The organism is Microbacterium sp. (assembly GCF_049650565.1).
Taxonomy (GTDB): Bacteria; Actinomycetota; Actinomycetes; order Actinomycetales; family Microbacteriaceae; genus Microbacterium.
In genome coordinates, this window is sequence record NZ_JBASAK010000041.1 from 79123 (window position 1) to 102190 (window position 23068).

The 23068-nt window shown below is 63.6% G+C and carries 20 protein-coding genes; 14 read left to right on the forward strand and 6 right to left on the reverse strand.

Annotation, left to right across the window (positions count from 1 at the left end; translation table 11 throughout):
* Positions 1 to 23: 23 nt before the first annotated feature.
* On the forward strand, positions 24 to 851 hold the full coding sequence (locus tag WA967_RS07670) for a response regulator transcription factor (protein WP_424420788.1): 828 nt from the start codon (positions 24 to 26) through the stop codon (positions 849 to 851).
* A gap of 267 nt (positions 852 to 1118) precedes the next feature.
* On the opposite strand, the gene WA967_RS07675 is transcribed toward WA967_RS07670, so the two are convergent.
* A complete protein-coding gene (locus tag WA967_RS07675; RefSeq protein ID WP_424420791.1) occupies positions 1119 to 3137 on the reverse strand; it encodes a DUF4012 domain-containing protein in 2019 nt (672 codons plus the stop codon).
* A gap of 153 nt (positions 3138 to 3290) precedes the next feature.
* Positions 3291 to 4661: a sugar transferase gene (locus WA967_RS07680; protein WP_424420794.1), complete on the reverse strand. Its 1371-nt coding sequence runs from the start codon at positions 4659 to 4661 to the stop codon at positions 3291 to 3293.
* A 271-nt stretch (positions 4662 to 4932) separates the two neighbouring features.
* On the opposite strand from WA967_RS07680, the gene WA967_RS07685 reads away from it, so the two are divergent.
* From WA967_RS07685 to WA967_RS07720, 8 genes are all read left to right on the forward strand, one after another.
* The gene (locus WA967_RS07685; RefSeq protein WP_424420796.1) at positions 4933 to 5766 is read left to right on the forward strand and encodes a glycosyltransferase; all 834 of its coding nucleotides are present in this window, start codon (positions 4933 to 4935) and stop codon (positions 5764 to 5766) included.
* Positions 5763 to 6722, forward strand: coding sequence for a glycosyltransferase (locus WA967_RS07690; protein ID WP_424420798.1), 960 nt, complete (start codon positions 5763 to 5765; stop codon positions 6720 to 6722). Before WA967_RS07685 ends, WA967_RS07690 begins: the two co-directional genes overlap by 4 nt.
* Complete coding sequence (locus tag WA967_RS07695) at positions 6719 to 7576, forward strand: hypothetical protein (protein WP_424420801.1); 858 nt, start codon at positions 6719 to 6721, stop codon at positions 7574 to 7576. The genes WA967_RS07690 and WA967_RS07695 overlap by 4 nt, the downstream gene beginning before the upstream one ends.
* Positions 7577 to 7587: 11 nt before the next feature.
* The gene (locus WA967_RS07700) at positions 7588 to 8856 is read left to right on the forward strand and encodes a hypothetical protein (protein ID WP_424420804.1); all 1269 of its coding nucleotides are present in this window, start codon (positions 7588 to 7590) and stop codon (positions 8854 to 8856) included.
* Positions 8853 to 9944: a polysaccharide pyruvyl transferase family protein gene (locus WA967_RS07705; RefSeq protein ID WP_424420807.1), complete on the forward strand. Its 1092-nt coding sequence runs from the start codon at positions 8853 to 8855 to the stop codon at positions 9942 to 9944. Before WA967_RS07700 ends, WA967_RS07705 begins: the two co-directional genes overlap by 4 nt.
* 95 nt (positions 9945 to 10039) lie before the next feature.
* On the forward strand, positions 10040 to 11149 hold the full coding sequence (locus tag WA967_RS07710) for a Coenzyme F420 hydrogenase/dehydrogenase, beta subunit C-terminal domain (RefSeq protein ID WP_424420810.1): 1110 nt from the start codon (positions 10040 to 10042) through the stop codon (positions 11147 to 11149).
* Complete coding sequence (locus WA967_RS07715) at positions 11146 to 11931, forward strand: glycosyltransferase family A protein (RefSeq protein WP_424420813.1); 786 nt, start codon at positions 11146 to 11148, stop codon at positions 11929 to 11931. The genes WA967_RS07710 and WA967_RS07715 overlap by 4 nt, the downstream gene beginning before the upstream one ends.
* Positions 11888 to 13201, forward strand: a complete 1314-nt coding sequence (locus WA967_RS07720) for a lipopolysaccharide biosynthesis protein (protein ID WP_424420816.1) — start codon at positions 11888 to 11890, stop codon at positions 13199 to 13201. The genes WA967_RS07715 and WA967_RS07720 overlap by 44 nt, the downstream gene beginning before the upstream one ends.
* An 87-nt stretch (positions 13202 to 13288) precedes the next feature.
* On the opposite strand, the gene WA967_RS07725 is transcribed toward WA967_RS07720, so the two are convergent.
* Positions 13289 to 13816, reverse strand: coding sequence for a VanZ family protein (locus WA967_RS07725; protein ID WP_424420818.1), 528 nt, complete (start codon positions 13814 to 13816; stop codon positions 13289 to 13291).
* 191 nt (positions 13817 to 14007) lie between these two features.
* Here WA967_RS07725 and WA967_RS07730 point away from each other — a divergent pair, with 191 nt between their 5' ends.
* The 3 genes from WA967_RS07730 (at position 14008) to WA967_RS07740 (ending at position 17396) form a co-directional block, all read left to right on the forward strand.
* A complete protein-coding gene (locus tag WA967_RS07730) occupies positions 14008 to 14451 on the forward strand; it encodes an adenylyltransferase/cytidyltransferase family protein (RefSeq protein WP_424420821.1) in 444 nt (147 codons plus the stop codon).
* A gap of 229 nt (positions 14452 to 14680) precedes the next feature.
* The gene (locus WA967_RS07735) at positions 14681 to 16213 is read left to right on the forward strand and encodes a sugar transferase (RefSeq protein ID WP_424420824.1); all 1533 of its coding nucleotides are present in this window, start codon (positions 14681 to 14683) and stop codon (positions 16211 to 16213) included.
* Between the two features lie 4 nt (positions 16214 to 16217).
* On the forward strand, positions 16218 to 17396 hold the full coding sequence (locus WA967_RS07740; protein ID WP_424420826.1) for a DUF1972 domain-containing protein: 1179 nt from the start codon (positions 16218 to 16220) through the stop codon (positions 17394 to 17396).
* A gap of 6 nt (positions 17397 to 17402) precedes the next feature.
* On the opposite strand, the gene WA967_RS07745 is transcribed toward WA967_RS07740, so the two are convergent.
* Positions 17403 to 18008 carry a hypothetical protein gene (locus WA967_RS07745; protein ID WP_424420828.1) on the reverse strand — a complete coding sequence of 202 codons (606 nt, stop codon included), beginning with the start codon at positions 18006 to 18008 and terminating at the stop codon, positions 17403 to 17405.
* Positions 18009 to 18109: 101 nt separating this feature from the next.
* On the opposite strand from WA967_RS07745, the gene WA967_RS07750 reads away from it, so the two are divergent.
* The gene (locus WA967_RS07750) at positions 18110 to 19078 is read left to right on the forward strand and encodes a DUF6492 family protein (protein ID WP_424420830.1); all 969 of its coding nucleotides are present in this window, start codon (positions 18110 to 18112) and stop codon (positions 19076 to 19078) included.
* Positions 19079 to 19083: 5 nt separating this feature from the next.
* Here WA967_RS07750 and WA967_RS07755 read toward each other — a convergent pair whose 3' ends face one another.
* The gene (locus tag WA967_RS07755) at positions 19084 to 20448 is read right to left on the reverse strand and encodes a polysaccharide biosynthesis tyrosine autokinase (protein ID WP_424420833.1); all 1365 of its coding nucleotides are present in this window, start codon (positions 20446 to 20448) and stop codon (positions 19084 to 19086) included.
* A gap of 105 nt (positions 20449 to 20553) precedes the next feature.
* Between WA967_RS07755 and WA967_RS07760 the strand changes: the two genes are divergently transcribed.
* Positions 20554 to 21852, forward strand: a complete 1299-nt coding sequence (locus WA967_RS07760; RefSeq protein ID WP_424420836.1) for a lipopolysaccharide biosynthesis protein — start codon at positions 20554 to 20556, stop codon at positions 21850 to 21852.
* Here the strand turns inward: WA967_RS07760 and WA967_RS07765 are convergent.
* The gene (locus tag WA967_RS07765) at positions 21739 to 23058 is read right to left on the reverse strand and encodes a hypothetical protein (RefSeq protein WP_424420839.1); all 1320 of its coding nucleotides are present in this window, start codon (positions 23056 to 23058) and stop codon (positions 21739 to 21741) included. The two genes, WA967_RS07760 and WA967_RS07765, sit on opposite strands and share 114 nt — an antisense overlap.
* Positions 23059 to 23068: the final 10 nt, after the last annotated feature.

The window sequence follows — 23068 nt, forward strand, 5'->3', positions numbered from 1 at the left end:
CCCGACTCCCTGAGAGGACTGTGATGCTCGAGCCTTCGCCGCCCCCCAGGACCGCCGTGGTGATCGAGGACGACCCGGACGTGCGCCACCTGCTGGCCGAGATCCTGGAGTCCGCCGGTTTCTCGACGGTGGTTGCCGACAACGGAACCGACGGCGTCGCCGCCGTCCTCGAGCACCAGCCGCTGGTGACGACCCTGGATGTGAACATGCCGGGGATCGACGGCTTCGAAGCGGCGCGCCGCATCCGCGCGCAGAGCGAGACGTACATCGTCATGCTGAGCGCGCTGGACGAGGAGGCCGACGTCGTGCTGGGCCTCGCCGCCGGCGCCGACGAGTACATCAACAAGCCGTTCCGGCCGCGCGAGCTGAGGGCGCGCATCGACGCACTGCTGCGCAGGCCGCGCGTGCTGGCGCCACAGGCCGTCGAAGGCGCGGTCAGCACGGCGCCCCTCCCCGTGCTGACCGGCACCGTCCAGACAGAGGGCACCATGTCCGAGACCTCATGGGCGACGCATCGCGATCTGCGGCTGAATCCGGCCACGAGGATCGTCATGATGCGCGACAGCGAGGTGGAGCTCACCCGAACCGAGTTCGATCTGCTGAACGCGCTGATGGACTCCCGAAGGCGCGTGCGCAGCAAGGCCGAGCTGGCGCTGATCCTGCACGGCGACTCGTACGTGACCAGCGACCTGGTCACTGATGCCGACAAACGGGCCATCGAGGTGCACATCACGAACCTGCGACGCAAGCTGGGTGACACCCCCAGCCGCCCGCTGTACATCGAGACCGTACGCGGCGTCGGGTACCGCTTGACCGCGGATTCGTCCGTCACACCGTCACGATCCAGGTGAATGTGGCAGCCGGGCCCACCCCAGCGGGCCCGGCTGCAGACGAGTAACTCCCCAGTTCCCCGTTTCCCAGTACGCTTCCCCAGCGCGACGGGAATCAAGCCGGCCTATCAGACCTCCTCCAGTGCTGATGCGGCCGACTCGGCCATTCGATTCGTGTCGGTCGATTCGGGTTCTTCCGGCACATACACATTGTGCCGTATCGACTTTCAGATCGCTACATGTAGACCTTCGTCTATACGCAAGATCGCCTTAAGACCAGCCTGACCCTCACTTCGCGGACGGGAACATCCCCGTGCAGGATGCGTCGATCGTCACCGGAGTGTCGGTCACGGTGGGCGAATAGCGCACCGAGAGAGGCTGCTTCGCATCATCCGGAACGGTCGAGGTGAAGGACACCGTGCGGGTCTCGCCCTTCTTCACCTCGATGAACAGGCTCTTCGCCTGACGACCGTTGATCGCGCCGTCGCGGTCCCAACCCTTCTTGTCCCCGTTGCCGGGGTCAGTGGCGACCAACTGCCCACCGGGAAGGGCCGTCGAGATGACGTCGAAGGCCATCGTCCTGCGGTCGATGCCGAGCTTGGCGTGCCGCCAGTTGAGCGTCCACCCGTTGAGCTGGGTGTCGGGTACCGAGCTCTTGAGCGTGATGCTGGTCGTGACCGTGTGCTTCTCCGCCGAGCAGGTGACGGCCATCGATGTGCTCAGGAAGTACTCCAGCTTGGAGTAGGACGCGTCGTTGATGTAGACGCCCAGCTGCGAGATCTTGTCGTTGGTCGCCGCGACAGTGCCGTCGAGGCCCAGATCGGCAGCCATCGCCTGCTCGCTGTCCTTGGCGAACCACAGGTTGATGCGCTGTTCCTTCGCGCTCAGTTGCAACTGCTCGAACATCTTGACCGGATCCCAGCCGCCGCCCATGATGTGTTTGAACACCGCCGACGATACCTTGGCGAAATAGGCGTCCGAAGCGGCGCCGTCTGCACCGAAACGCTGATAGGTGTCGAACAGCAGCAGCTTCACGGCGTTGTCGGCCGTGATCTGCTGCTTCTCACCCGGGATGGGCATCGGGCCGGCGACCTTCAGCATGTGCGAGAGCACCACCGGATCCAGCGAGATCACGCCGTCGAGGCGCCCGCCGGTCGAGTCCGCCCACAGCCCGTCGAACATTCTGGCCGTGTCGGGGAAGTTCGGCAGGCGGGTGTAGTTCTGCGTGTACTTCGCCGTGTCCGACTCGAACAGCTTGCGCGTCTCGTCGGGCTCGATCTTCTGGGTGTGCGCATTGGTGCGCCCGGCGAGGAAGTAGCGCAGCACGTCGCGGTCCTCGCGCATCGCGATGTGCCCGTCCTTGACCGTCAGGATCGCGCCGGCACCGGGATTGCCACCGGTCGCGCGGCTCTCGGCATTGTTCTGGAAGAGCAACGCATAGGTGCGCTCGCCACCGTCGCCCATCACGGCAAGAATCTCGGGAAGGTACTTCCCGATTGTTTCGACGGCCGGCGTGGCCTGATCGACGATGTCGACCAGCTGCCCGATGTTCTTGTCCACGAACGGCAGGATCGCCTTGCGGTCGATCCTGTCGACGTGGGTCTTGGCCTCGTCGAACGCTGCCTTGATCTGCGGCAGCTTGGGCTGGATATCGCGGAACGGCTGCAGGTTGATCCCGCCGCCCTCCACTTTGAGATTCTTCACGTCGATGGTGCCGAGCAGGTCGAGCGCCACGGGCATGGCATCCCGCACCAGCACGTGCGTGGCCTTGGTCGTCTCGCTGACCGCGACGACATTCTGCCCCACGAAAGGCACCCCTGCAGCGAACTGCCACAGCGGGTTGCTGACGATATCGTCCGCCTCGGAGGTGAGCTTGAGAACATCGGATGCTGTCTGCGTGACGCCCTCGGTGTCGCCGGCCTTCACGAGTGGGACCACCTGCGAGATCTTTCCCTTGGCCTGCGTCAGGTCATCCCGCACCTGCATGGCCTGCATCAGGAACACGCCTCCGATGCCCGCCAGGATCAGCAGCACCACCAGGATCGAGAAGACGATCCACGGCCAGCGCCGGCGCTTCTTCTTCGGGGCATCTCCGTCCACGTCGCCACTGTCTCCATCCCCGCCGTCTGATCCGCCGGCTGCGGATGCACGACCACCGTGCAGCTGCTCGTAGTCCCGTTGCAGCCGTGCCATCGCATCGTCCTCGGCTGCAGAATCATCGTCGTGGAGCGCCGCGAAGACGTCCAGACCCGACGGCTCATCGCGCGCTACCAGGAACGGCTCGCCACCGCCATCGGCGGCGCCCACGGGAGTCGTCGGAGTCTGTTCTGCCGTGGCAGCGGCAGCGGCGGCCTCGCGCGCGCGGCGTGCCTCACTGCGTGTGAGCGGATATGTCGAATCGCTGATGAGTGCCCCTTGGAATCACGGGGATCTTATCGATCCCCGCTGGATGACTGCCTGTCAGTGCGCGCTGGCACCGGGCGCGGCGACCGCCTTGATGGTGCGGAACAGGATCACGATGTCCTGCATGAACGACCAGTTCTCCACGTAGTACAGGTCGAGGCGGATGGTGTCCTCCCACGACAGGGTGGAGCGCCCACTCACCTGCCAGAGGCCGCTCATGCCGGGCTTCACCATCAGCCGGCGGTACGCGGCATCATCGTACAGAGCGACCTCGGCGTCGCGCTGCGGACGCGGCCCGACCAGGCTCATCTGCCCGAGCAGCACGTTGAACAGCTGTGGCAGCTCATCCAGGGAGTATTTGCGGATAAAACGTCCCACCCGCGTGATGCGGGGGTCGTTGTCGACCTTGAACAGGGGCTGGTCGCTGCGCCCCTGCTCCTCGAGCAGTGCCGCAAGCTGGGTGTCGGCATCCGTCACCATCGAGCGGAACTTGAGCATGCCGAAGTGGGTGCTGTTGCGGCCGACTCTCACCTGCTTGTAGAAGACGGGCCCCGGACTGGAGACCTTGACGGCGATCGCCGTGCCGATCAGCACCGGCGAGAGCAGAAGGATGAGCAGGCCCGAGCCGACGATGTCGAAACTGCGCTTCAGGAAGCGTCGCGCACCATCAAGCCGGGGGTAGTCGACGTGCACCAGCGGAAGACCGGCCATGGGGCGGGAGTGGATGCGGGGGCCGGCCACGTCAGTGAGCGACGGCGCCACGATCCAGTCGACGTCCTGGCTGGCCATGTTCCAGCCGATGCGGCGCATCACCTTCGGAGAGATGTCGTCCGCTCCGGAGAGCACGACGAAGTCGACGTGCAGCTGCTGCACGACCCGCTCCAGGTCTCGGAACTTTCCGAGCACCGGCACACCCTCGACCATGGCTCCCTGGGACTGCTCCGTGAGCAGGCCGAGGATCTTCACGCCGGTGTCATCGGTGCCGTTGAGCGTTCTGATCACGTGCGCCGACTTGCGCAGCTCGCCGATGACCAAGGCACGGTGCACGAATCTGTCGGCGCGCTGCTGCTTGCGCAGCCACTGCCGCCACAGCCAGCGGGAGACCACCAGCAGCACCAGGCCGACCGGGAACACGATCAGCAGGATCGTGCGGGCGAGATCCACCCGGAAGAAGAATGCGAAGACGATCAGCAGGGCGAAGGATGACAACGTGGCGCGGAACACGCGATCGTATTCGGTGATGCCCTGGCCGACGACGTGCTCATCGCGGCTGTCGGCCGCGTCGAGGGCGATCATCCAGACAAGCCCGGTGACGACGAGTGCGGCCCAGTAGGGGATCGTGGGCCCGCCCGGCCATGCGACCATGTCGAGTTCGGCGCCCATGCCCCGCGAGACGACAACATAGGTCCAGAGCAGAGCGACCAGCACCAGACCGTCTGTGAGACGAAGTCTCGCCGCGTACCGTCTCGGCCATCGGCGTGCGATCCGCATGCGCGTGGGTTCTCCCGGCCTCAACGCTGACACGACTCTCCGATCCCTACACGACTCACCGCGTTCAGAGTATCGGATGCAACGACGCGAGCCCGGCACCCGAAATCGCTATGATGAGGCAGATCAAGTCAAAGTCTCGACCCGGTCGCCGCGGTCAGGACCAGCTCAAGCCCGCGAGCCTCCATTCCACGCATAACTACCGATCAAGATGACACACATACAAGGTTCCGCCAGCCCAGCACCGTGGTGCACGATCATCACCGTCGCCTACAACAGTGCACGCACGCTCGAACATTTCTGGACGCCCGGAATTGAAGGAATCGAGTGGGTCGTGGTCGACAATGCTTCAACCGATGATTCTGTTGCTGTCGCGACAAGACTGGGCGCAACTGTCATCAGGTTGCACCGCAATCACGGATTCTCTTACGCCAACAATGTCGGATACCAGATCGCACGATCAAACTTTATCGGGTTTGTTAATCCAGACATACGGCTTACCTCCGACTCCCTGCACATCCTTGATCAAGTTGCGGAAGAAGCCGGCGCAATCGTGGGTCCGCAGTTGCGCAACGCCGACGGGACACTTCAGCCGAACGGCCGGGGATTCCCGACGCTGTCGGCAAAAGTGCGAAATCGTCTCCGCGGCGACGACCCCGCCTACCTGCTTTCCAGCGACAACGAACGGCCACGTCCAGTTGTCTGGCTGATGGGTGCCGCAGTGTTCGGACACAGAGCCCAGTTCGATCAGTTCGGCGTATGGGACCCACACTTCTTCCTCTACTACGAGGATTCCGATCTCGGTCTGAGGAGCTGGGAAGCTCGAGTCCCAGTGCTTCTTGTACCAACGGCAGAGATGGAACACGGGTGGGCCAGGGAGACGTCGGGCCGCTTCCGTTTCACCCCCTGGCGACGCGAGATCGCATCATTGACTAAGTTCTATTCGAGATACCCCTCTCTACTGCTACCACGGCGGCTGGCATCGATAGTTCACACCAACATCACGCGAGCCGTGTTCGGACCGAGAGAGGCTACTCACCAGTGACAGACACAAGAGCTTCCCTGATCATCACTGTGCTCAACGAGGCGAGTTCGATTTCCGGCTTCCTGGACTCGCTGAGAGACCAGACACAGCTCCCGGGTGAGATCGTCGTCGTCGACGGCGGATCAACCGACGGAACCGCAGAGATCATTCGAGCGTGGATCCCGCCTGTTGGAGTGGTCGTTAGGGTCATCGAATCAATCGGGGCAGGGATATCAAAGGGTCGGAATCTCGCGATCTCCGCGGCCAAATATGATCGCCTCCTAATCACAGACGCCGGCACCGTAGTCGACCCGGACTGGGGGCGGAACCTTCTCGCGACCGCGGCGGAGACAGGGGCCGACGTCGTCAGCGGCTTCTTCTTCCCCGTGGGAACCACACTGATGCAACGGACCATCGCATTCGCTGTCACACCGACACTCGAAGAGGTCGATCCCGCTCATTTCCTTCCGTCGAGCAGGTCCGTCTCGTTTACACGTGATGCCTGGGAGGCGGTCGGCGGCTACCCCGAGTGGCTGGATTATTGCGAAGATCTCGTCTTTGATATAGCTATGAAGGATGCCGGACTGCACTTTGCCTTCGAGCCGCGGGCTCTGGTGTCGTGGTCAGCTCGACCGTCCATCCGAGCATTCATTAAGCAGTACTACCGCTACGCACGCGGCGATGGTAAAGCGCACCTTTGGTCGAAGCGCCATGCTGTCCGCTACTCCGCATATCTGTTCGGCGCGACGTTACTTGCTACAGGCTTCCTCATTCCATGGATCTGGGCCGTTCTTCTTATCTGCGCCGTCGCCTACATGTCCAAGTTCTGGAGACGCCTTACTCGCCGCAGACGCTATTTCGGTTCGGGCTTGTTGGTCGCACTGTTGCTGGTTCCCCTCGTGGTCGTGGCGGGCGATCTCGCAAAGATGCTCGGCTACCCATCCGGCTTACGTTGGCGATCAAGGAAGCGTTCGTGAGGTCCGAGGCGGAGGTTCAATGTGTAATCATCCACCATCGGCAACCAAAAAGCGTCGATAAAGTGGTACATGGCGCGCTGTCAAGCGGAATCGCCGCACAGAGAATCATCGTCGTTGATAATTCGCCCTCGAACGACGCGGACTTGGTACTGCCCGCAGGTGTCCGATATGCCAGGGTTGCCAACCATGGGTACGGCGCGGCAGCAAATCTCGGAGTGAGGCTTCTCGAAGAAGCCGATAGCCCTGCGCCCCTCACCCTAGTTGCGTCTCATGAAGCAGAGGTCAACTTTGAGTTGCTTTCCGCTCTTCTGAGCGCAATGCAGACACACCCCGGAGCCGCCGCCGCTGGACCAACCCTACTCCTGGAAGGGTCAGGCCTCGTGTGGTCTACGGGTGGTTATTTCACTCGGTTCCTGCGTCGCGCCGAGCACTATCGAGAAATCGATGAGGCACCCGGCGAGCCACGCGACAGGGAGTGGCTCGACGGCGCCCTCATCCTGTACCGCACCCATTTGTTGGGGCAGTTTCCGTTCGATGAGTCCTACTTCTTATATTTCGAGGAGACCGACTTGCACGTACGTCTCCGCAAAGCGGGATACCGGATTCTCTGGGTCCCAACAGCCGTGGGCCACCAGGCATCTAGCGGAATCCCACCCAGGCTATTGGGACGAAATACTCTTCTTTTCCAGTCTCGTCATTTCAGCGCCTGGACAGGCCGTGCAGCTCTGATATTCGCCGTCGGTCGCGCATTCGCGCGAAAACTTGTGACAGGACGCGGATCTTGGCGCGACTCACAACAAATTATTGCAGGATGGCTTTCCGCTGAGAAAGAACTCAGAAAGCGCAATATCTGATGGAGCACGTTGTGGCGCAGCAGAAACAGGTCATGCCGCCAGCAGCCCACTGGGTTAGAACCGTGTTGGGTCTCGTGCTCGCAGCATTCGTATTTTATCCGTCCATTCTTGGCGATCTCGTGCCGTTGCGCGTCGTGGCACTTGCCCTCGGCACGGTGGCACTTCTTTCAGAGGTCTGGCTCAGTGGAAACGCACGGCGAAGGAATCTTCTTCTGTCTGTTGCCGTCACCATTGCTGTAATCGTGGCCGTCGGCACAATCGAGACAATCGCGAACACGAATCATGACCGTATGTCCGCAGTCAATGCCGAGCATATGCTTGTGTTATTCCCGTTGTACTCAATATTCGGCGCACTTTCATTTCGCAACGCCGGCGGTCGAGTTCTTACGTATACATATCTCGTAGTAGCCTCCGTCACCGCTGTTTTGGCTGTTATCGAGTCCGTTTTCACTGTTTCACTTCTCGGCCGCGGCATGACGTTCTTGACCAGCCAGAGGGAAGGCTCGACGCGTGCGCTGGTTGGCGCCGAGCACGTACTCGTGCTCGGCGCGCTCCTCGCTGTCGCTGTCGCACTCGCCGCGACCGTCAATTCTCTCCGATTCCGAATTCCGTTGACTCTTGTGCTCATTGCCGGCTGCTGGGCGACAGGAAGTCGCGCTGCCGCTGTGCTGTGCGTTCTGGTGGCACTCCTGCAGGTATTCCCTCGCGCAGTCACGTTTATGCAGAAACGCTGGTGGGTCCTCTCTGCTCTTACAGGCATAGCTTTCTTCGCGTTGGCGATGCTGTCGACGTTCATCTGGTCGCCATTCATCCCGGGGAAGACTGGGGTCGACTACAGTGCGAACTATAGATTTGCAAGCTACGCGCTGCTGAAGCAAGTGCTTATCGAGCGGCCGTTGGGCTATGTTCTCGGAACGGTTCCATCCGGAGAATGGATGATGAACTCGCAACTCAGAGGACCGGTGGATCTCGCCCGCTCAGCAGACTCAGAGTTGGTCTTCGCTGTATTTGCGGCAGGCTGGCTCGGCATCATCGTGTACATGGCGACTTTTGCAGTCGCATTACTTGCGTTGAGGAACGCGCCGGTATTGGGAATCGCCACACTGCTACTGAATTCTCTGGGATTTATCATGTCTCTTCACGGCTGGGATGCATCAAGCATGCTTTGGTACTGCCTGCTTGGCGCCTGCACCGCGACACTTACCTGGCGAAGAGCGGGGCGTCCGTTCCTGTCTCCCTTCTTCCGCCCTCGATCCACGGTTGGAGACGATCCAGAATGAAGGTGTTGGTCCTATGGGCGGACTCCAAATCCGCCAACCTCGGCGTTCGTGTCCTCGCACAAGGTATGAAGGCTCTCGCAGTCGCTGCCTTTGGTGAAGAAACCCAAGTTGACTTCCAGGATTACGGCCCAGGAGACTCGAAGATAGGCTTCGGCGGGCGGACCATTCTTAAGGATCTTGGTAGGCCGGAGGGACCAATCAAGACGAAGCTCTCGCAATATGATCTGGTTCTCGACTCAGGCGCCGGTGATAGCTTCGCGGACATCTACGGGGCGAAGCGTCTTATCACCATGAACTATGCGCACCGCGTCGCACACGAGATCGGCGTCGCACTTGTTATGGGGCCTCAGACTATCGGCCCCTTCGGCACCGTATGGTCTCGATTGATTGCCCGTTCGAGTCTGCGCTCCGCCACCACCGTATTCGCGCGAGATCCCATCAGCCTGGGTTTCAGTAGTGCACTGGGTCGGAAGGCTGTTTTATCGACCGATGTCGTATTCGCACTCCCTCAGCCGATTCCTTCCCAGGTGACGCCTCGCGACATTGTCATGAACGTTTCGGGCTTGCTCTGGAACTCGGACAAGCATGTTAACGCCGTCGAGTACCGCACCGCCGTGCTCGCCACGATCGCACAGATCCGCTCGTCTGGCCGAAGTGTCTCATTGCTGGCCCATGTCATCGACAATCCCACGACCGACAATGACGTCGTAGCAATCCGTCAAGCGGCGCGCCTCGCAGGTGGAGACATCGAAACGATCATCCCCCGCGATCTCACTGACGTGAGATCGATTGTTGCTGGCGCGTCCGTTGTCATTGGTGCCCGAATGCACTCCTGCTTGAACGCATTGTCTACTGGGACTCCCTCGATACCCTGGGCATACTCCCGCAAGTTTGCGCCGTTGCTGTCGGACCTTGGCTGGAACCTCAGCCTTGACGTCCGAGACACGAAAGCTCTTCCGGCGGCGACGATGCGCTACCTCGAAACCGGATTTGAGCATGAATCGATCGAGAGGATCAATGATATGGCAGCTACCCGGCTTGAAGAGGTAATCGCGGCTCTGCGGCTCACCCGGAGAGCCGCAGCATGAGGACCGACGCGCTGACTCGCGCTGTTTCTCGCGTCGTTGCTGATGGCAACTGTAGCGGATGTGGCGGATGCGCACTGATCTCTGACCGAATAACCATGGTTCGTTCTGCCGACGGATTTGATCGACCTCGTGTTGACATTGAGGGGGGCAAGTCGTCACACGATGAAGCACGTTCATTCCGCCGGATCTGTCCCGGCGCCCGTTTGACCGCTCCGCCTGCGGAATCACACGAGCATCCTGTGTTCGGTCGATACTGGAGCGCATGGCAAGGCGCTGCCACTGACCCGGATATCCGTCATGCCGGGAGCAGCGGGGGAGTTCTCACCGCACTCGCGGATTGGCTCGTTCGGACCGGTCGTTCCCGGGCAGTTTCCGCCGTTGCGGCCTCCCCGCAAGCGCCCCAGCAGACGACTCCGGTTCGCATTACCTCACGCGCCGAGGCAATTTCTGCGTCGGGCTCTCGCTATGCACCCGTTGCGGCTCTCACCGGATGGGACCCGAGTCCCGCCACAGCTCTGATCGCAAAGCCCTGCGAGGTCGCCGCCGCCCGTGCAATCGTTGAGGAGCGCGGCATCGACTCGCCCGTGATGCTCTCATTCTTCTGCGCCGGAACTCCAAGTCAAAGGGCCACCGACGGCCTGATCAGGAAGCTCCTCCCTTCAACCGAGTCGACAGCTATCACTGACCTCCAATATCGCGGTGACGGTTGGCCCGGCAACTTCCGCGTCCGTATCAACACCGGGGAATCGGCATCCTGCTCTTACGAGGAGTCCTGGGGGAAGCACCTCGGGATGGACCTCCAGTGGAGATGCAAGCTTTGCGTCGATGGAACCGGCATGTATGCGGATATCTCAGTCGGCGACTTCTGGGAAGCAGATGAGCACGGCTTTCCGCTATTCAAGGACGGAGACGGGAACTCTGTCATCATCGCGCGGACCCGCCGCGGTCATCAGCTGATAGAGCAGGCCGCTCTGGATGGCATTATCACTATCGGGACTGTCGATCTTGACGAAGTCGCGCGAGTACAACCACTTCAGACCACTCGGCGAGCGGTGCTCGGCGGGCGCCTACTCGGTCGGCTCATCGGGCTGCGCCGCCCTCCGCGCTACGCCGGATTCGGCATTCTGCGCAAACTGTTGCGCTCCCCCATCGCAAGTGCGCGCGCAACTATTGGCACGTTGACACGAACGATTGGTATCCGGTGACCCTGCACGGCCAGACCACTCCATCGGCGTTTCTCTCTGTCGCAGCAGCAGTCGCCGATGAGAGGGTACTCAACACATGCCTTGGGGCATCTCCGGAAATCGCCTCCAGGCAGTTCACCTTCAACGCTTTCCGCGGTTACGACAGTGCCGCCACTGCTCTGAACGCTGCGATCGATTCCAGCGCGTCCGAATGGGTCGCCCTCGCACATCAGGACGTCTATTTCCCGTCGGACTCTCTGTCCAGGCTCGAAGGTCTACTCGCGACCCAACCCGATAATGTTGCAGTTGTGGGTCTTATCGGACGTTCTGTCGAGGGACAGACGGTTGGTCAGGCCTGGTCCACTGGGATGTCGGAACTCGTGGGACATGAGATTTCCACCGCGGAAGAAGTCGCCACACTCGACGAGATCGTGATCGTCGTTCGACGATCATCCGGGCTACGATTCGACGTCGACCTACCCGGCTTTCACCTGTACGCCACAGACATCGCACTCACCGCGCGTGAGCGCGGTCTCCGTGCCGTAGTCGTACCAGTCACCGTGATTCACCACAGTCGACCGGTTATCTCACTGGGACCCGACTACGCCGCAGGGTACAAGTTTATGAAGCGCAAGTGGTCGTCCAGTCTCCCAGTGTTGACCATGATGGGCGACATTCGGCGCATCCCATTCCACGTGGTCTACCTCGACCTCCGCGTACGCAAAGCAGCAGGATTCGCCCGTGTCCGAAGGGACGCGGATGGGGACCCTGCTGAGATCGCGCGACGACTCGGACTCAATTGAACTTATGGCCTCCGCCCTTGCAAAAGATGGTGGTAGCCCCTCGCTGATCGCAATCGGCCGCTACATCTCCATCACCATGTCCCTCCTCACCGTACCCATCATCGCGAGGGCTCTCGGACCCGACGGTCGCGGAGTCTCAGCGACGATGATTGCGGTGATCACCATTGCAACAGTGTTCCTGGGGCTCGGAGTACCACTGGTGCTGCGACGGCGCATAGCCGTAGGTGAGCCCCTACGCCCAGTTCTGGGTTCAGGGCGCGCATTCGCAGCGATAACACTTCTGCCGGCCATCGCTTTAGGCCTAGGAACAGATGCCGTGCTATTCAGCGGGGTTCCCCTCACTGATCGGATTGCCTTCCTAATTGCTATGGCGATGACACCACTCAGCGTCTCCTGGGCACAGGATGTTTCTGTGCTCGTAGCCACCCGGCAGTTCCGGCGCATGGGGATCCTCGGAGTTCTTCAATCCGCAACGATGTTTGCAGGGATAGTGCTGCTCTGGCTGACTTCGAGCCTCACAGTCGCCGGTGTTGTCTACGCATCCACACTGGGGAACCTGGTCGCATTCACCGTTGGCATCTGCTGGCTCCGTTCCGGCTTCGGCGGGTTCCAGCTCCTACGGCTGGTGATCCGAGAAGGATGGACGCTCATCGGCGCCCAGCTCGCCGATGTAGGCACCCGGCGTCTGGATCAGGTGATCGCACTGCCGCTACTCGGTCCGGTCGGGGCCGGACTGTATTCGGTGGCGGCGACGATCTCTGGGCTGAGCACCCCGATTGCACACGCAACCGCAGCCGCAATGTTCAATGGGATGACTGGAGACACGGCAGCCACAGATGGAAGCGGAGCGAGGTCGATGCGATATGGCTTTGCACTCGGAACTCTCCTCGTGATCCCGCTGGCCGTTGCGAGTTACGTGGGAATTCCGATCGTCTTCGGCGAAGACTTCTCTGACGCGATACTTCCGACCGTGATGCTGTGCCTCGCCGTACCCGCAACCATCTCTACATATTGTGGCGCGACATGGATGGCGGCGCAGAAACGCGGACTCCGCCTCACAATCATCCAAGTCGTAACTCTGGGCATCCTTGTCGTCGGGTTCGTCGTGCTGGGCCTCATGTACTCAGTAACTGGAGCTGCACTTGGAGTCAGCATCGCTCTCTTCGTCTCGAACGGCATGGTCGCGCATGCGATCGCTGGCCGCGTCAGTGACACGCTGCCTCGCCCGCGAGACGTCTTTCCTGCCATCAAGACTCTCATACGTAGCTGATTGACAAACTCGGCACAGATCGGGGCCACCTGCAATGTCTATGAGACAAAGACACCAGTCATCTCGTGGATCCCCCGCTCACCATCTCTAGCGCCTGGCAACCCACTCTGCCTGCGCGATCACCTTCTGATCCCTCGCATGCACCATGGCCCGGATGGCGAATGCCACGAACAGGCCGATCCAGCCGCCGACACTGTTGGCGACCACGTCCTGCACGGTCGCGAACCGCTGCGAGAGCATGGCGGCCTGCGTCAGCTCGATCGCGCCCGAGAACGCCGGCAGCAGGAAGAGCCCCAGCCAGGCGACGCGCGTGGGCAGTGCGAGCCCTACCAGGAACCCGAGGGGCACGAACATCGCGATGTTGGCAGTGAACTCCAGCTTGGAGTAGCCGAACCACTCGGGGACGCCGTTGCGATGCAGCACGCTCAGAACCTTGTCGATCGAGCTCGCGTAGCCTCGGTCGAGCGGAGTGGGCGATATGGTCATCGCCAGCACCACACCCAGGTAGACCAGCAGCAGGAGCACGGCGATCCCCACGCGCACGTGGCTCTTCCCGGGGCGCTCCTCCACGTACTCCGGCGCGGCGCCCAGCAGTCGCGTCATCTCGTCGGTCACGGTATCCCCTATCATTGCGCCGGTGCTTCATGCTACCGGCGCCGGAGCACCCGTCCCGGAGCCGCGCGACACACCGTTACGTCATGATCATTGCGCTACCCGGGTAACTCCCACTAGACTCGCACCTACGGCATTGGGAGTCGTAGGTGGATGGGGATCCGCCTTTTTGGGGAATCAGATCTGGGGAGATCATGGGGATGCGCATCGGGTATGCGGCAGGGGCTTTCGACCTTTTTCATGTCGGCCACCTGAACATCTTGCGCCACGCACGTGAGAACTGCGATCGGCTCATCGCCGGCGTCGTCAGCGACGAGATGCTTCGCGCGGTCAAGGGCATCGAGCCCGTCATACCGACCGCGGAGCGGGCGGAGATCGTCCGCAGCATCGTCTACGTCGATGACGTGTACGTCGAGACGAGTCCGAGCAAGCTGGATGCCTGGGAGGATGTGCGCTTCACGCACTTCTTCAAGGGCGACGACTGGCGTGGAACCGAGAAGGGGCTGCGGCTCGAGTCCGACTTCAGGATGGTCGGAGTCGAGGTCGTGTACTTCCCGTACACCGCGCACACGTCCAGCACAAGGCTGCGTCACGCACTGGATGCGCTGACGCGCAACGAACTGGCGGTGAGCGGGTGAGCCGCAACGCCACGCGAAGCCCTCCGCTGCACTGACAGCGGAGACAGCGGACAAGGCTGGGGAGCCGAATCCGCCGGGCGATCCGAGGATCGCTCAGCCCAACCGTCGAGGGGTCGATGAGGGCGAAGGTCACCGTCTGGGGCGGTGAGCACTGGGGAACATCTGGGGAAACTGGGGAAATCATGTCGCACTGGGGAATGTGCACATCGAAGGCTCGTGAGGCTGCAGCATGACCTCCGTCGACGAGGTCCTGAACCTCCATCGGGGCGCGGCGACGGTTCGCCATGCTCCGGCACCACGAGCTCTGCACGTCGTGCCCGATACGATCGCGGCACCGCGTGCGACCATCACGCTGGAGCAGCGCCGCCGCTGGGAGCGGCGCTACAAGATGCTTCTCCACATCACGGATGCCGGGATGATCGCCCTCGCAGTGGGCCTCACCTCGGTCATCCAGCTCCAGCTGGGAGCGCCTCTGCTCGACACCGTCCTGCGCGCATCCCTTCTGTGCGCTGTGTGGTGGACGATGCTGGGGGGCACCCATACACGCGATGCCGCACTCTTCCGCCCCAGTGTGGTCGAGTACCGCGGTGTCGCGCACGCCACCGGCTTGGCATTCGGCGCCCTGGCCATCGGCGACGCGCTCCTGAGCCTGCATGGAATGCAGCTGCTCCTGCTCGTCGCTCTCCCCTCCGGGCTGGGACTGCTGCTGCTGAGCCGGTGGTCGTGTCGTCGCTGGCTGACCGTGCAGCGCGGACGAGGACGCTTCTCGTCCCGCACTCTGGTCGTCGGGAATCGTGAGGACGTCGAGTACGTCGTCCAGACGCTCAGCCGCAACCGCGCGGCGGGGTTCGGCATCGTCGGCGTCACGCTGCTGGACGGCAATGCCCGGGAGCTCGTCATCGGCGACGGCGCCTACCCCGTGCTGGGAAATGTCAACACGGTGGGTGCGGTCGCCCGCGACCTGGGGGCCGACACCATCGTGGTGGCCAGCCGCCCGCAGGGCGATGCGGAGTTCGTCAAGCGCCTCGGCTGGCAGCTCGAGGGCACTGCCGCTGAGCTGGTGCTGTCCAGTCGGCTCGCCGACGTCGCCGGCCCCCGCCTGTCGTTCGAGGCCCTCGACGGCCTGCCGCTGATCCGCGTGGAGATCCCGACGTTCACCGGCGGGCGCCACATCGTCAAGCGCGCCCTCGACGTCATCGTCGCGACCGCGGCGCTGATCCCGATCGCGCTGATCTACCCCCTGCTGGCCCTGCTGATCAAGGCCGACTCCAAGGGGCCGGTCTTCTTCTTCCAGGAGCGGGTCGGCAAGGACGGCAGGCTGTTCAGGATGGTCAAGTTCCGTTCCATGCGCACGGATGCCGAGCAGCAGCTCTCCACCTTGCAGGAGCAGAACGAGGGTGCTGGCCTGCTGTTCAAGATGAAGGACGACCCGCGCGTCACGCGCGTGGGCCGCGTCCTGCGCAAGCTGTCGCTCGACGAACTGCCGCAGTTCTGGAACGTGCTCGTCGGGGACATGAGCGTCGTCGGCCCGCGCCCGCCGCTGCCCAAGGAGGTCACCGGCTACGACGGCAAGGTCTTCCGCCGCCTGTACATCAAGCCGGGGATCACCGGCCTGTGGCAGGTGTCCGGCCGCAGCGACCTCTCGTGGGACGAGAGCGTGCGCCTCGACCTGCGGTACGTGGAGAACTGGTCGGTGGCCAGCGACCTGCAGATCATGTGGCGCACCGCGAAGGTTATGGTCGCACCGAGCGGGGCATACTGATCAGATGAGGACAGGGGAACGCCTCACCATTGCGATGGTGGGGACAAGGGGCGTGCCCGCGGCGTACGGCGGGTTCGAGACGGCCATCGAAGAGGTCGGCAAGCGGTTGGTCGAGCGCGGGCACAACGTGGTGGTGTACACCCGCGGCTCCGAGAGCTCCGCGAAGGAGTATCTGGGGATGCGGGTCGTGCATCTGCCCGCCGTTCCGATCAAGCAGATCGAGACTCTCAGCCACACAGGTCTGTCCACCCTTCACCTGATGATGCACCGACGCCCCGACGCGGCCTTCGTGTTCAACGCCGCCAACTCTCCGTTCGTGCCGTTCCTGCGTCTGCGGCGAGTGCCGACGGCCCTGCACATGGACGGGCTGGAGTGGCGCCGGTCGAAGTGGGGGCCGCGCGGACGCGCCTACTACCGCTGGGCCGAGCAGTTCGGAGTCCGCACCGCGGATGCGCTGATCGCCGACGCTCCCGGCATCGCCGACTACTACACGCACCAGTTCTCGGTTCCCACCGAGCTGATCCGCTACGGAGCCCCCATCCTGGCGACCTCGCCGGGGCGCTCCCTCGAGCAGTACGGTGTTCAGCCTGACGGATACCACCTGGTCGTCGCGCGCTTCGAACCCGAGAACCACGTGCTGGAGATCGTCGAGGGCTATCACCGCAGCACGGCCGAGAAGTCGCTGCTCGTGGTCGGCTCCGCGCCGTACAGCGCCGACTACACCGACCGGATCGCCGCGATCGCGGCATCCGATCCCCGCATCCGGCTGCTGGGCGGCGTGTACGACCAGGAACTGCTGGACACACTCTATGCCGACGCCACCACCTACGCGCACGGTCACTCCGTGGGCGGCACGAACCCCTCGTTGCTACGCGCCATGGGCGCCGGCACGGCCGTTATCGCGTTCGACGTGCCGTTCAATCGTGAGGTGCTGGGCGACGACGGGTGGTTCTTCCACGCCTCCGACGACGTCGCCGCGGCGTTCGAGGCCGCTGAGGCCTCGCCGCGACGGGTCGATGAACTGTCCGACGCGGTGCGAGAGCACGCTCGGCTCCGGTTCCGCTGGGATGACGTCACGGATGCGTACGAGGACCTGGCGCGAAGACTGGCCCGGGGTGAGAGCGTGCACGGACTCGCCCGGCGCGCGAAGCGACGAGATGAGGACTGGGGTGTCAGCAGCTGACGCCCATCAGGCCGAGACCAGCCGCCGCTTTATGCTCCGCCCCAGACGAGCAGCATCGACCGACGCGACCTCAAGACCGCGGCGGTGCGCCTTCGCCCCCAGCCGGTGCACATCGATCACGTCCAGAGGATGCTCCGGACGACGTCGCCAGAGCACAGGTCGCCGGCGACTCACATCGATCGTCCCGCGTTGCGCATCAAGAGCATCGACATACTCTCGAAATGACTCCGCATCCCTGATCGGGACATCGCCCACGCGCTCATCGAGCATCAATGCTTCACGCAGCGTGAACGTTCGCGGGCGGGCGCTGGGCTCCAGCTGGGCGATCCACGACCGCTCGGTCCTCGAAGCGACGACCACGAGGTCTGCCTCGTCCACATCGGAGCGAGACACCGCCGATGACCTGTGGCCCTCCACCCCGGGCGCGAGAGCGACGACGGTGCTGCACGCGTCCGCCCCTGGACGCGCATGGGTGCCTCCTGAGATGATGTCCCACTCACCCTCATGCGCATCGAGGAACCAGGCGTCATCGAGTGCGCGCCCGAAGGAATCCGCCATCAGCGGTGAGCGACACACATTCTGCGCACACACGAAAAGGATCCTTGCGATCATGCGTTCTCCTACCCCCAGTGGCATTACTCCTGCAACCCGTAGGACTCCTCCATCATCCCAGGAAAACGCCCATACCGCGACCAGCAGGAAGATGGACCGCAATGTCTGAATCGCCCGGACTGGTCTTCGTATCCGTCGTCTTCGACGCGGAACTCGAGCTGCAGCGACTGCAGGCACGGTCGTTCGCTCGGTTCGCGACCGTGGACGTCGTGGACGAGATCATCGTCATCGACAACACGGTGTCGGGACTCCGCGGCCTGCGCCGGTCACGACTGCTCAGCGACTACGGCCGGCACTCGGATCGGGTGGTGGTCGTGCGCACCAAGGCCCTCGCCGTGGATCGCGGAGCAGACGGCTGGCGCAGCCAGCAAGCCGCCAAGCTGCTGGTGTCACGACGCATCCACTCGCAGCACTACGTCGTGCTCGACGCGAAGAACCACTTCGTGCGGGACATCACCGTCGCGGACTTCATCGACGGCTCCGGAACGCCCCGAGGAGGACGCCACTCCTACGAAGGGCACCCGCTTCGCGACGATCTCGGAATCACTCTCAGGGGACTCGGGATGGACGAAGCCCGGATCACCGCGGCGTCCGCCTCGTTTCCCGTCACTGCGACGCCCTTCGTCATGATCACGGATGCTGTGCGTGCGAGCATCGATGACCTCGAACGGCGCACGGGCCTCCCGTTCGCCACGGCCTTCGAGCGCCAGAGGATGCTGGAGTTCTTCTACTACTCGGGTTGGATGACTCTGCACCGGCCGCAGCAGGCCATCTCCAACGGGGAGGCCATCGAAGCGCCGGTGGTATGGGGATCCGATCCGAGCCCCGCCGCCGTCCAGCGCGCGATCGAACTCGTGCGGCATCACGATGCACCGGTGATGGGAGTGCACCGGAGAGCCATGATGCGGTCCCCCGCGGATGCGCGTGCGCTGCTCGTCGAATTCTGGGCCTCCCGCGATCTGCTGAACCGACCACAGGGCCACGCCCTCATCACGCGATTCCGGCGGGCCTACCGGCCGGCCATGGTGATCACCAGACTCGTTGAGCGCCTGAGACGATCCAGAGGGTGACGACCCTATTCGCCGTCGACGTAGTAGTCGTCACGCCGACGCGGCGGCCGCACTCGATTGAGAACGACGCCCAGCACGTGAGCGCCAGCCACGCGCAATCCGTCTACCGCGGCCGCCAGCTGCGCACGGCTGGTCTTCGTCGCGTCGGCGATCAGCAGCACGCCGCTCACCAGCGGCGCCAGCAGATTCGCATCCGCGACGCTGAGCACAGGGGGCGAGTCGATCACGACCAGGTCGTACAGCTCTTCAGCCTGCGCGATGAGGTTCCGCATCGCCGCCGACGCCAGGATCTCGGACGGATTAGGGGCGACCACCCCTGCGGTCAGGATATCGAGGGTGCTGTCAGCGCGAGTGGAGATCGCATCGGCGAGGTCCACCTCGCCGAGGAGCACGCCGGTCAGGCCGACAGCTCCCTCGACGCCGAAATACGGTGCGACCCGCGGCCGCCGCAGATCCGCATCGATCACGAGGACCCGCTCTCGGGTCTCGGCGAGAGCGAGCGACATGTTGGCGGCGAACGTCGACTTCCCCTCGCCGGGGCCCGCGGACGTCACCAGAAGTGTCGAAGCTCTCCCGTCGACATTCGCGAACGCCAGCGCAGACCTGATCTGCCGGTACTCCTCCGCTCCGTGGCTGAGCGGCTGCCTGGCGACAACCAGCGCGGCGCCCTCACGGGTGGGCATGCGAGTGATCTGCCCGAGCACCGGTACATCGGTCACACTCGCAGCGACTTCCGCGTTGCGCACCTTCGTGTCCGCCAGGCTCACGACCATCGCCGTCAGCACGCCGACGAGAAGGCCCAGGAGGGCACCCAGCCCCGCGTTCTTCGTCTTGTTCGGGCTCGACTGAACCTCGGGTCGCACTGCCTTGTCGATGATCTTCGCCGTGATGCTCGCCGACCCCGCAGCCGACTCGGGCGCGACTGCCTGCACCACGTCGACGAGGCTTCTCGCCACCGAGTTCGCGATCCTCGCCGCCTGCTTCGCGGATGCATCGGTGGACGTGACCTCGAGGATGACGGTCTGCAACGGGATCTCGATAGTGAGCGACCGCGCCAGCTGACGCGGAGTGAGATCCAGCCCGAGTTCTTCGATCACCGGCTCCAGCACGCGCGAGGACGTCGCCAGCTGCGCGAAGGAGAGCATCTGGTTCTGCGTGTACGTCGAGCCCTGGTTGAGGTCCACCGCACTGTTTCCCGAGCTGAGGGCGAAGTACAGCGACGCCGTCGAATCGTACATCGGAGTCTGCAGGACGGACAGGCCGAGTCCCATGCCTCCGCCGACCACAGTCAGCGCGACGATGCCCAGCCAGAATTTCCGCAGCGAGTCCAGCACTCGCCTGAACGTCCATGCGGTCGGCTCGGACGACATCGGCTCCCCTTTCCGTCGACGGCGTCGCATCCCCGGAGGAAGCCGTCAAGCCCGTCTCGCAATGGTACAGTACGAGGCGCCGTCGAAATCTGGGGAGGATGACGCGTGGGTGCTCTGCGTTCCGTCCTCGCACGGTTCATCACGATGGGGATATCGATGGTATGCGGTATCCTCACCGCCCGGCTCGTGCTCGCCGAGGGCGGCGTGGACAGCTACGCGCTGATGTCCGTCCTGGTCGCGCTGCCGAGCCTTGTGTCTTTCACGGATCTGGGGTCGGGGGCGACGATCGTCAACGGCATCGCGTCCTCCGAGGACATCCGCGCCGACGTCTCCCTGCGACGGCGGACGACGACCGTCATGCGCATCATGATCGGCTTCGCCATCGCCGTGGTGATCATCGACGTCGCACTGCTCGTCTCCGGCGGGTGGCGGGCGGTACTGGGAGCGGCCGGCTCGGTCCCCTACGCCGACCTGGCCGCATTCGTCTGCGTCGGCCTCTTCAGCATCACCATCTGCTTCGGCGCCTGGAGCCGTGTGCTCCTCGGCCTGCGCCGCAACCCCATCATCATCCTGCTGCAGGGCCTCGTGTCGCCCATCGCGCTCCTGATCGTGTGGGTGCTGCTGTCGACCGGAGACGAGACGCTCACCTCGTTCGTCGCGCTCGGCTCCTTCACGGCCAGCCTGGTCGTCGGCATCGTCGGCACGATCGTCGCCATTCGCCTCAGCGGCCGGCTGCTTCCCGATGCCGCACGCGAAGTCCCTCGCGTCCGCTCCAGTCCCGGCGAGAAGGTGATGGACGTCGGATGGCCGATGATGGCCCAGCTGCTCTCGAGTCCGGTCTCCATGGCGCTGCCGCGCTACATCCTCGCAGCTCTCGCCACGCAGACGGCGGTAGCGCAGTACGGCCTGGCGGGTCAGGTCTTCTTCGCCCTGCAGGGGCTCGTAGCGGCCGCGGGAGCCGCCCTGTGGCCTCACTTCACGCGCCTGCGGTCCAGGGGGCGGATCCCCCGTCGTGAGCCCTTCACATCCTCGGCGATCATGGCCGGCATGATCGCCGTCATCACCATCGTCATCCTCCTCATCGGCCCCTGGCTGTTCGGATTGATCTCCAGCGGCAAACTCGAGATCACATCCGAGCTCATCCTGTGGTTCGGCGCGATGATCACCGCTCAGGCGGCGCTGTACCCACTGGGGATGTTCCTGATGGACACCGCCTCGCTGAGGTTCCAGATCGCGCCCTCGCTGCTGATGGCAGCAAGCACTGTCGGGCTGACCTTCGTGCTGACCCCCTCACTCGGCGTGATCGGCCCGCTGGTCGCGAACACGATATCCGTGACCGTCGTTCAGGTCATCCCGTACTCGCTGTACATCCTCAGCCACTCCAGCCGGCTGTACGGACGCTGACCGTGGCTGCGCCGCCCAGGAGACGGCGACACCGGCGAAGAACCACAGCAGGCTGCCATACTGCGTGATCAGCGCCACTGACACCAGTGCCGGAACCTGAGAGGCGACGGCGATCGCCGCGGGAGACGAGGTGGATCGCCGAACGGCGAGGATCGTGATGGCGACCGCCCCGGCGAGTGCCAGCAGTGCGGGGATGTACCCGAATCGCAGGGCCATCAGCAGGATCGCATTGTCCACGGAATTCGCGAAGTAGCCGAAGTACGAACCGTCCAGCGTCAGCGACGTCCAGTCACCCGGCGAGCCCAACGGCTTCAGGACCGGCAGCAGCGCAATCATCGCCGAGCGGTAGTCCGCGCTTCCGGACGCCTCCTCCCCCGCAGTGAGAAGCACGTCGAAGACGAACGGGACGATGAACACCGCGGCTATCGCGCCGCTCGCGATCACCCAGAACCTCGTCGCGCGGGTCAATCCCGGCAGGATGACGAGAGTGATGCCCACGGCGATCACCAACGACACGAGGCCGATCCTGCTGAACGTCACCACGATGCCGGCGATCACGACGGCGAGCCCCGCCAGCTTGACGGGCGTCCGCCATCTGGTCGCCAGCAGGAACGACGCCGACATCGCCAGCGCGGCGCCCAGCGCGATCGAGTGCCCGAAAGCCCCCTCCGCCCGCAGCATCCCGCCGCGGTACTGCAGCGTCCCCCATTCCTCGAACGGGCCGCCGTGCAGCGGGATCAGCAGGAAGATGTTGGTCCCGGTCGCGAACTCGACGACGGCGAGTCCTGCGGCGGCGACGGCGAGCGCGGCGATGGTCTTCCCGATGAAGGGGAGACCCACACGGGCGAAAGCGACCCTGCCCCAGACGTACGGGACGGTCCACTCCAGCAGCGCGATCACCATGTGCGACAGAGCGACAAGACCGAGCACCCACAATCCCAGGACCAGAGCCGCGAAGACGGCGACCACGGCATCCGCCGGCGATGGTCTGAGCCGCTTCCCCCCGGTGGCGATGGCGAGCAGGGTGACTCCGACGATCGCAGAGAGGAAGAAGTTGCCGACCGAGACGCCGACCCACACCGGCACGAAGAACATCGTCACGCACCAGAAGACGAAGGTGAGTTTCCCGCTCGACCGGAACAGAAGCACGGTCACCGCGAGCGCGCAGAGACCCAACGCGGCGGTCACGAGCGCGTCCGGATTCATGTCACCTCCG

What these genes read in the sequence shown, in the direction of transcription:
- WA967_RS07670 (WP_424420788.1), top strand. Translation starts at nt 24, where the DNA reads ATGCTCGAGCCTTCGCCGCCCCCCAGGACCGCCGTGGTGATCGAGGAC.
- WA967_RS07685 (WP_424420796.1), top strand. Translation starts at nt 4,933, where the DNA reads ATGACACACATACAAGGTTCCGCCAGCCCAGCACCGTGGTGCACGATC.
- WA967_RS07705 (WP_424420807.1), top strand. Translation starts at nt 8,853, where the DNA reads ATGAAGGTGTTGGTCCTATGGGCGGACTCCAAATCCGCCAACCTCGGC.
- WA967_RS07710 (WP_424420810.1), top strand. Translation starts at nt 10,040, where the DNA reads ATGGTTCGTTCTGCCGACGGATTTGATCGACCTCGTGTTGACATTGAG.
- WA967_RS07720 (WP_424420816.1), top strand. Translation starts at nt 11,888, where the DNA reads ATGGGGACCCTGCTGAGATCGCGCGACGACTCGGACTCAATTGAACTT.
- WA967_RS07730 (WP_424420821.1), top strand. Translation starts at nt 14,008, where the DNA reads ATGGGGATGCGCATCGGGTATGCGGCAGGGGCTTTCGACCTTTTTCAT.
- WA967_RS07735 (WP_424420824.1), top strand. Translation starts at nt 14,681, where the DNA reads ATGACCTCCGTCGACGAGGTCCTGAACCTCCATCGGGGCGCGGCGACG.
- WA967_RS07740 (WP_424420826.1), top strand. Translation starts at nt 16,218, where the DNA reads ATGAGGACAGGGGAACGCCTCACCATTGCGATGGTGGGGACAAGGGGC.
- WA967_RS07745 (WP_424420828.1), bottom strand. Translation starts at nt 18,008, where the DNA reads ATGATCGCAAGGATCCTTTTCGTGTGTGCGCAGAATGTGTGTCGCTCA.
- WA967_RS07750 (WP_424420830.1), top strand. Translation starts at nt 18,110, where the DNA reads ATGTCTGAATCGCCCGGACTGGTCTTCGTATCCGTCGTCTTCGACGCG.
- WA967_RS07755 (WP_424420833.1), bottom strand. Translation starts at nt 20,448, where the DNA reads ATGTCGTCCGAGCCGACCGCATGGACGTTCAGGCGAGTGCTGGACTCG.
- WA967_RS07765 (WP_424420839.1), bottom strand. Translation starts at nt 23,058, where the DNA reads ATGAATCCGGACGCGCTCGTGACCGCCGCGTTGGGTCTCTGCGCGCTC.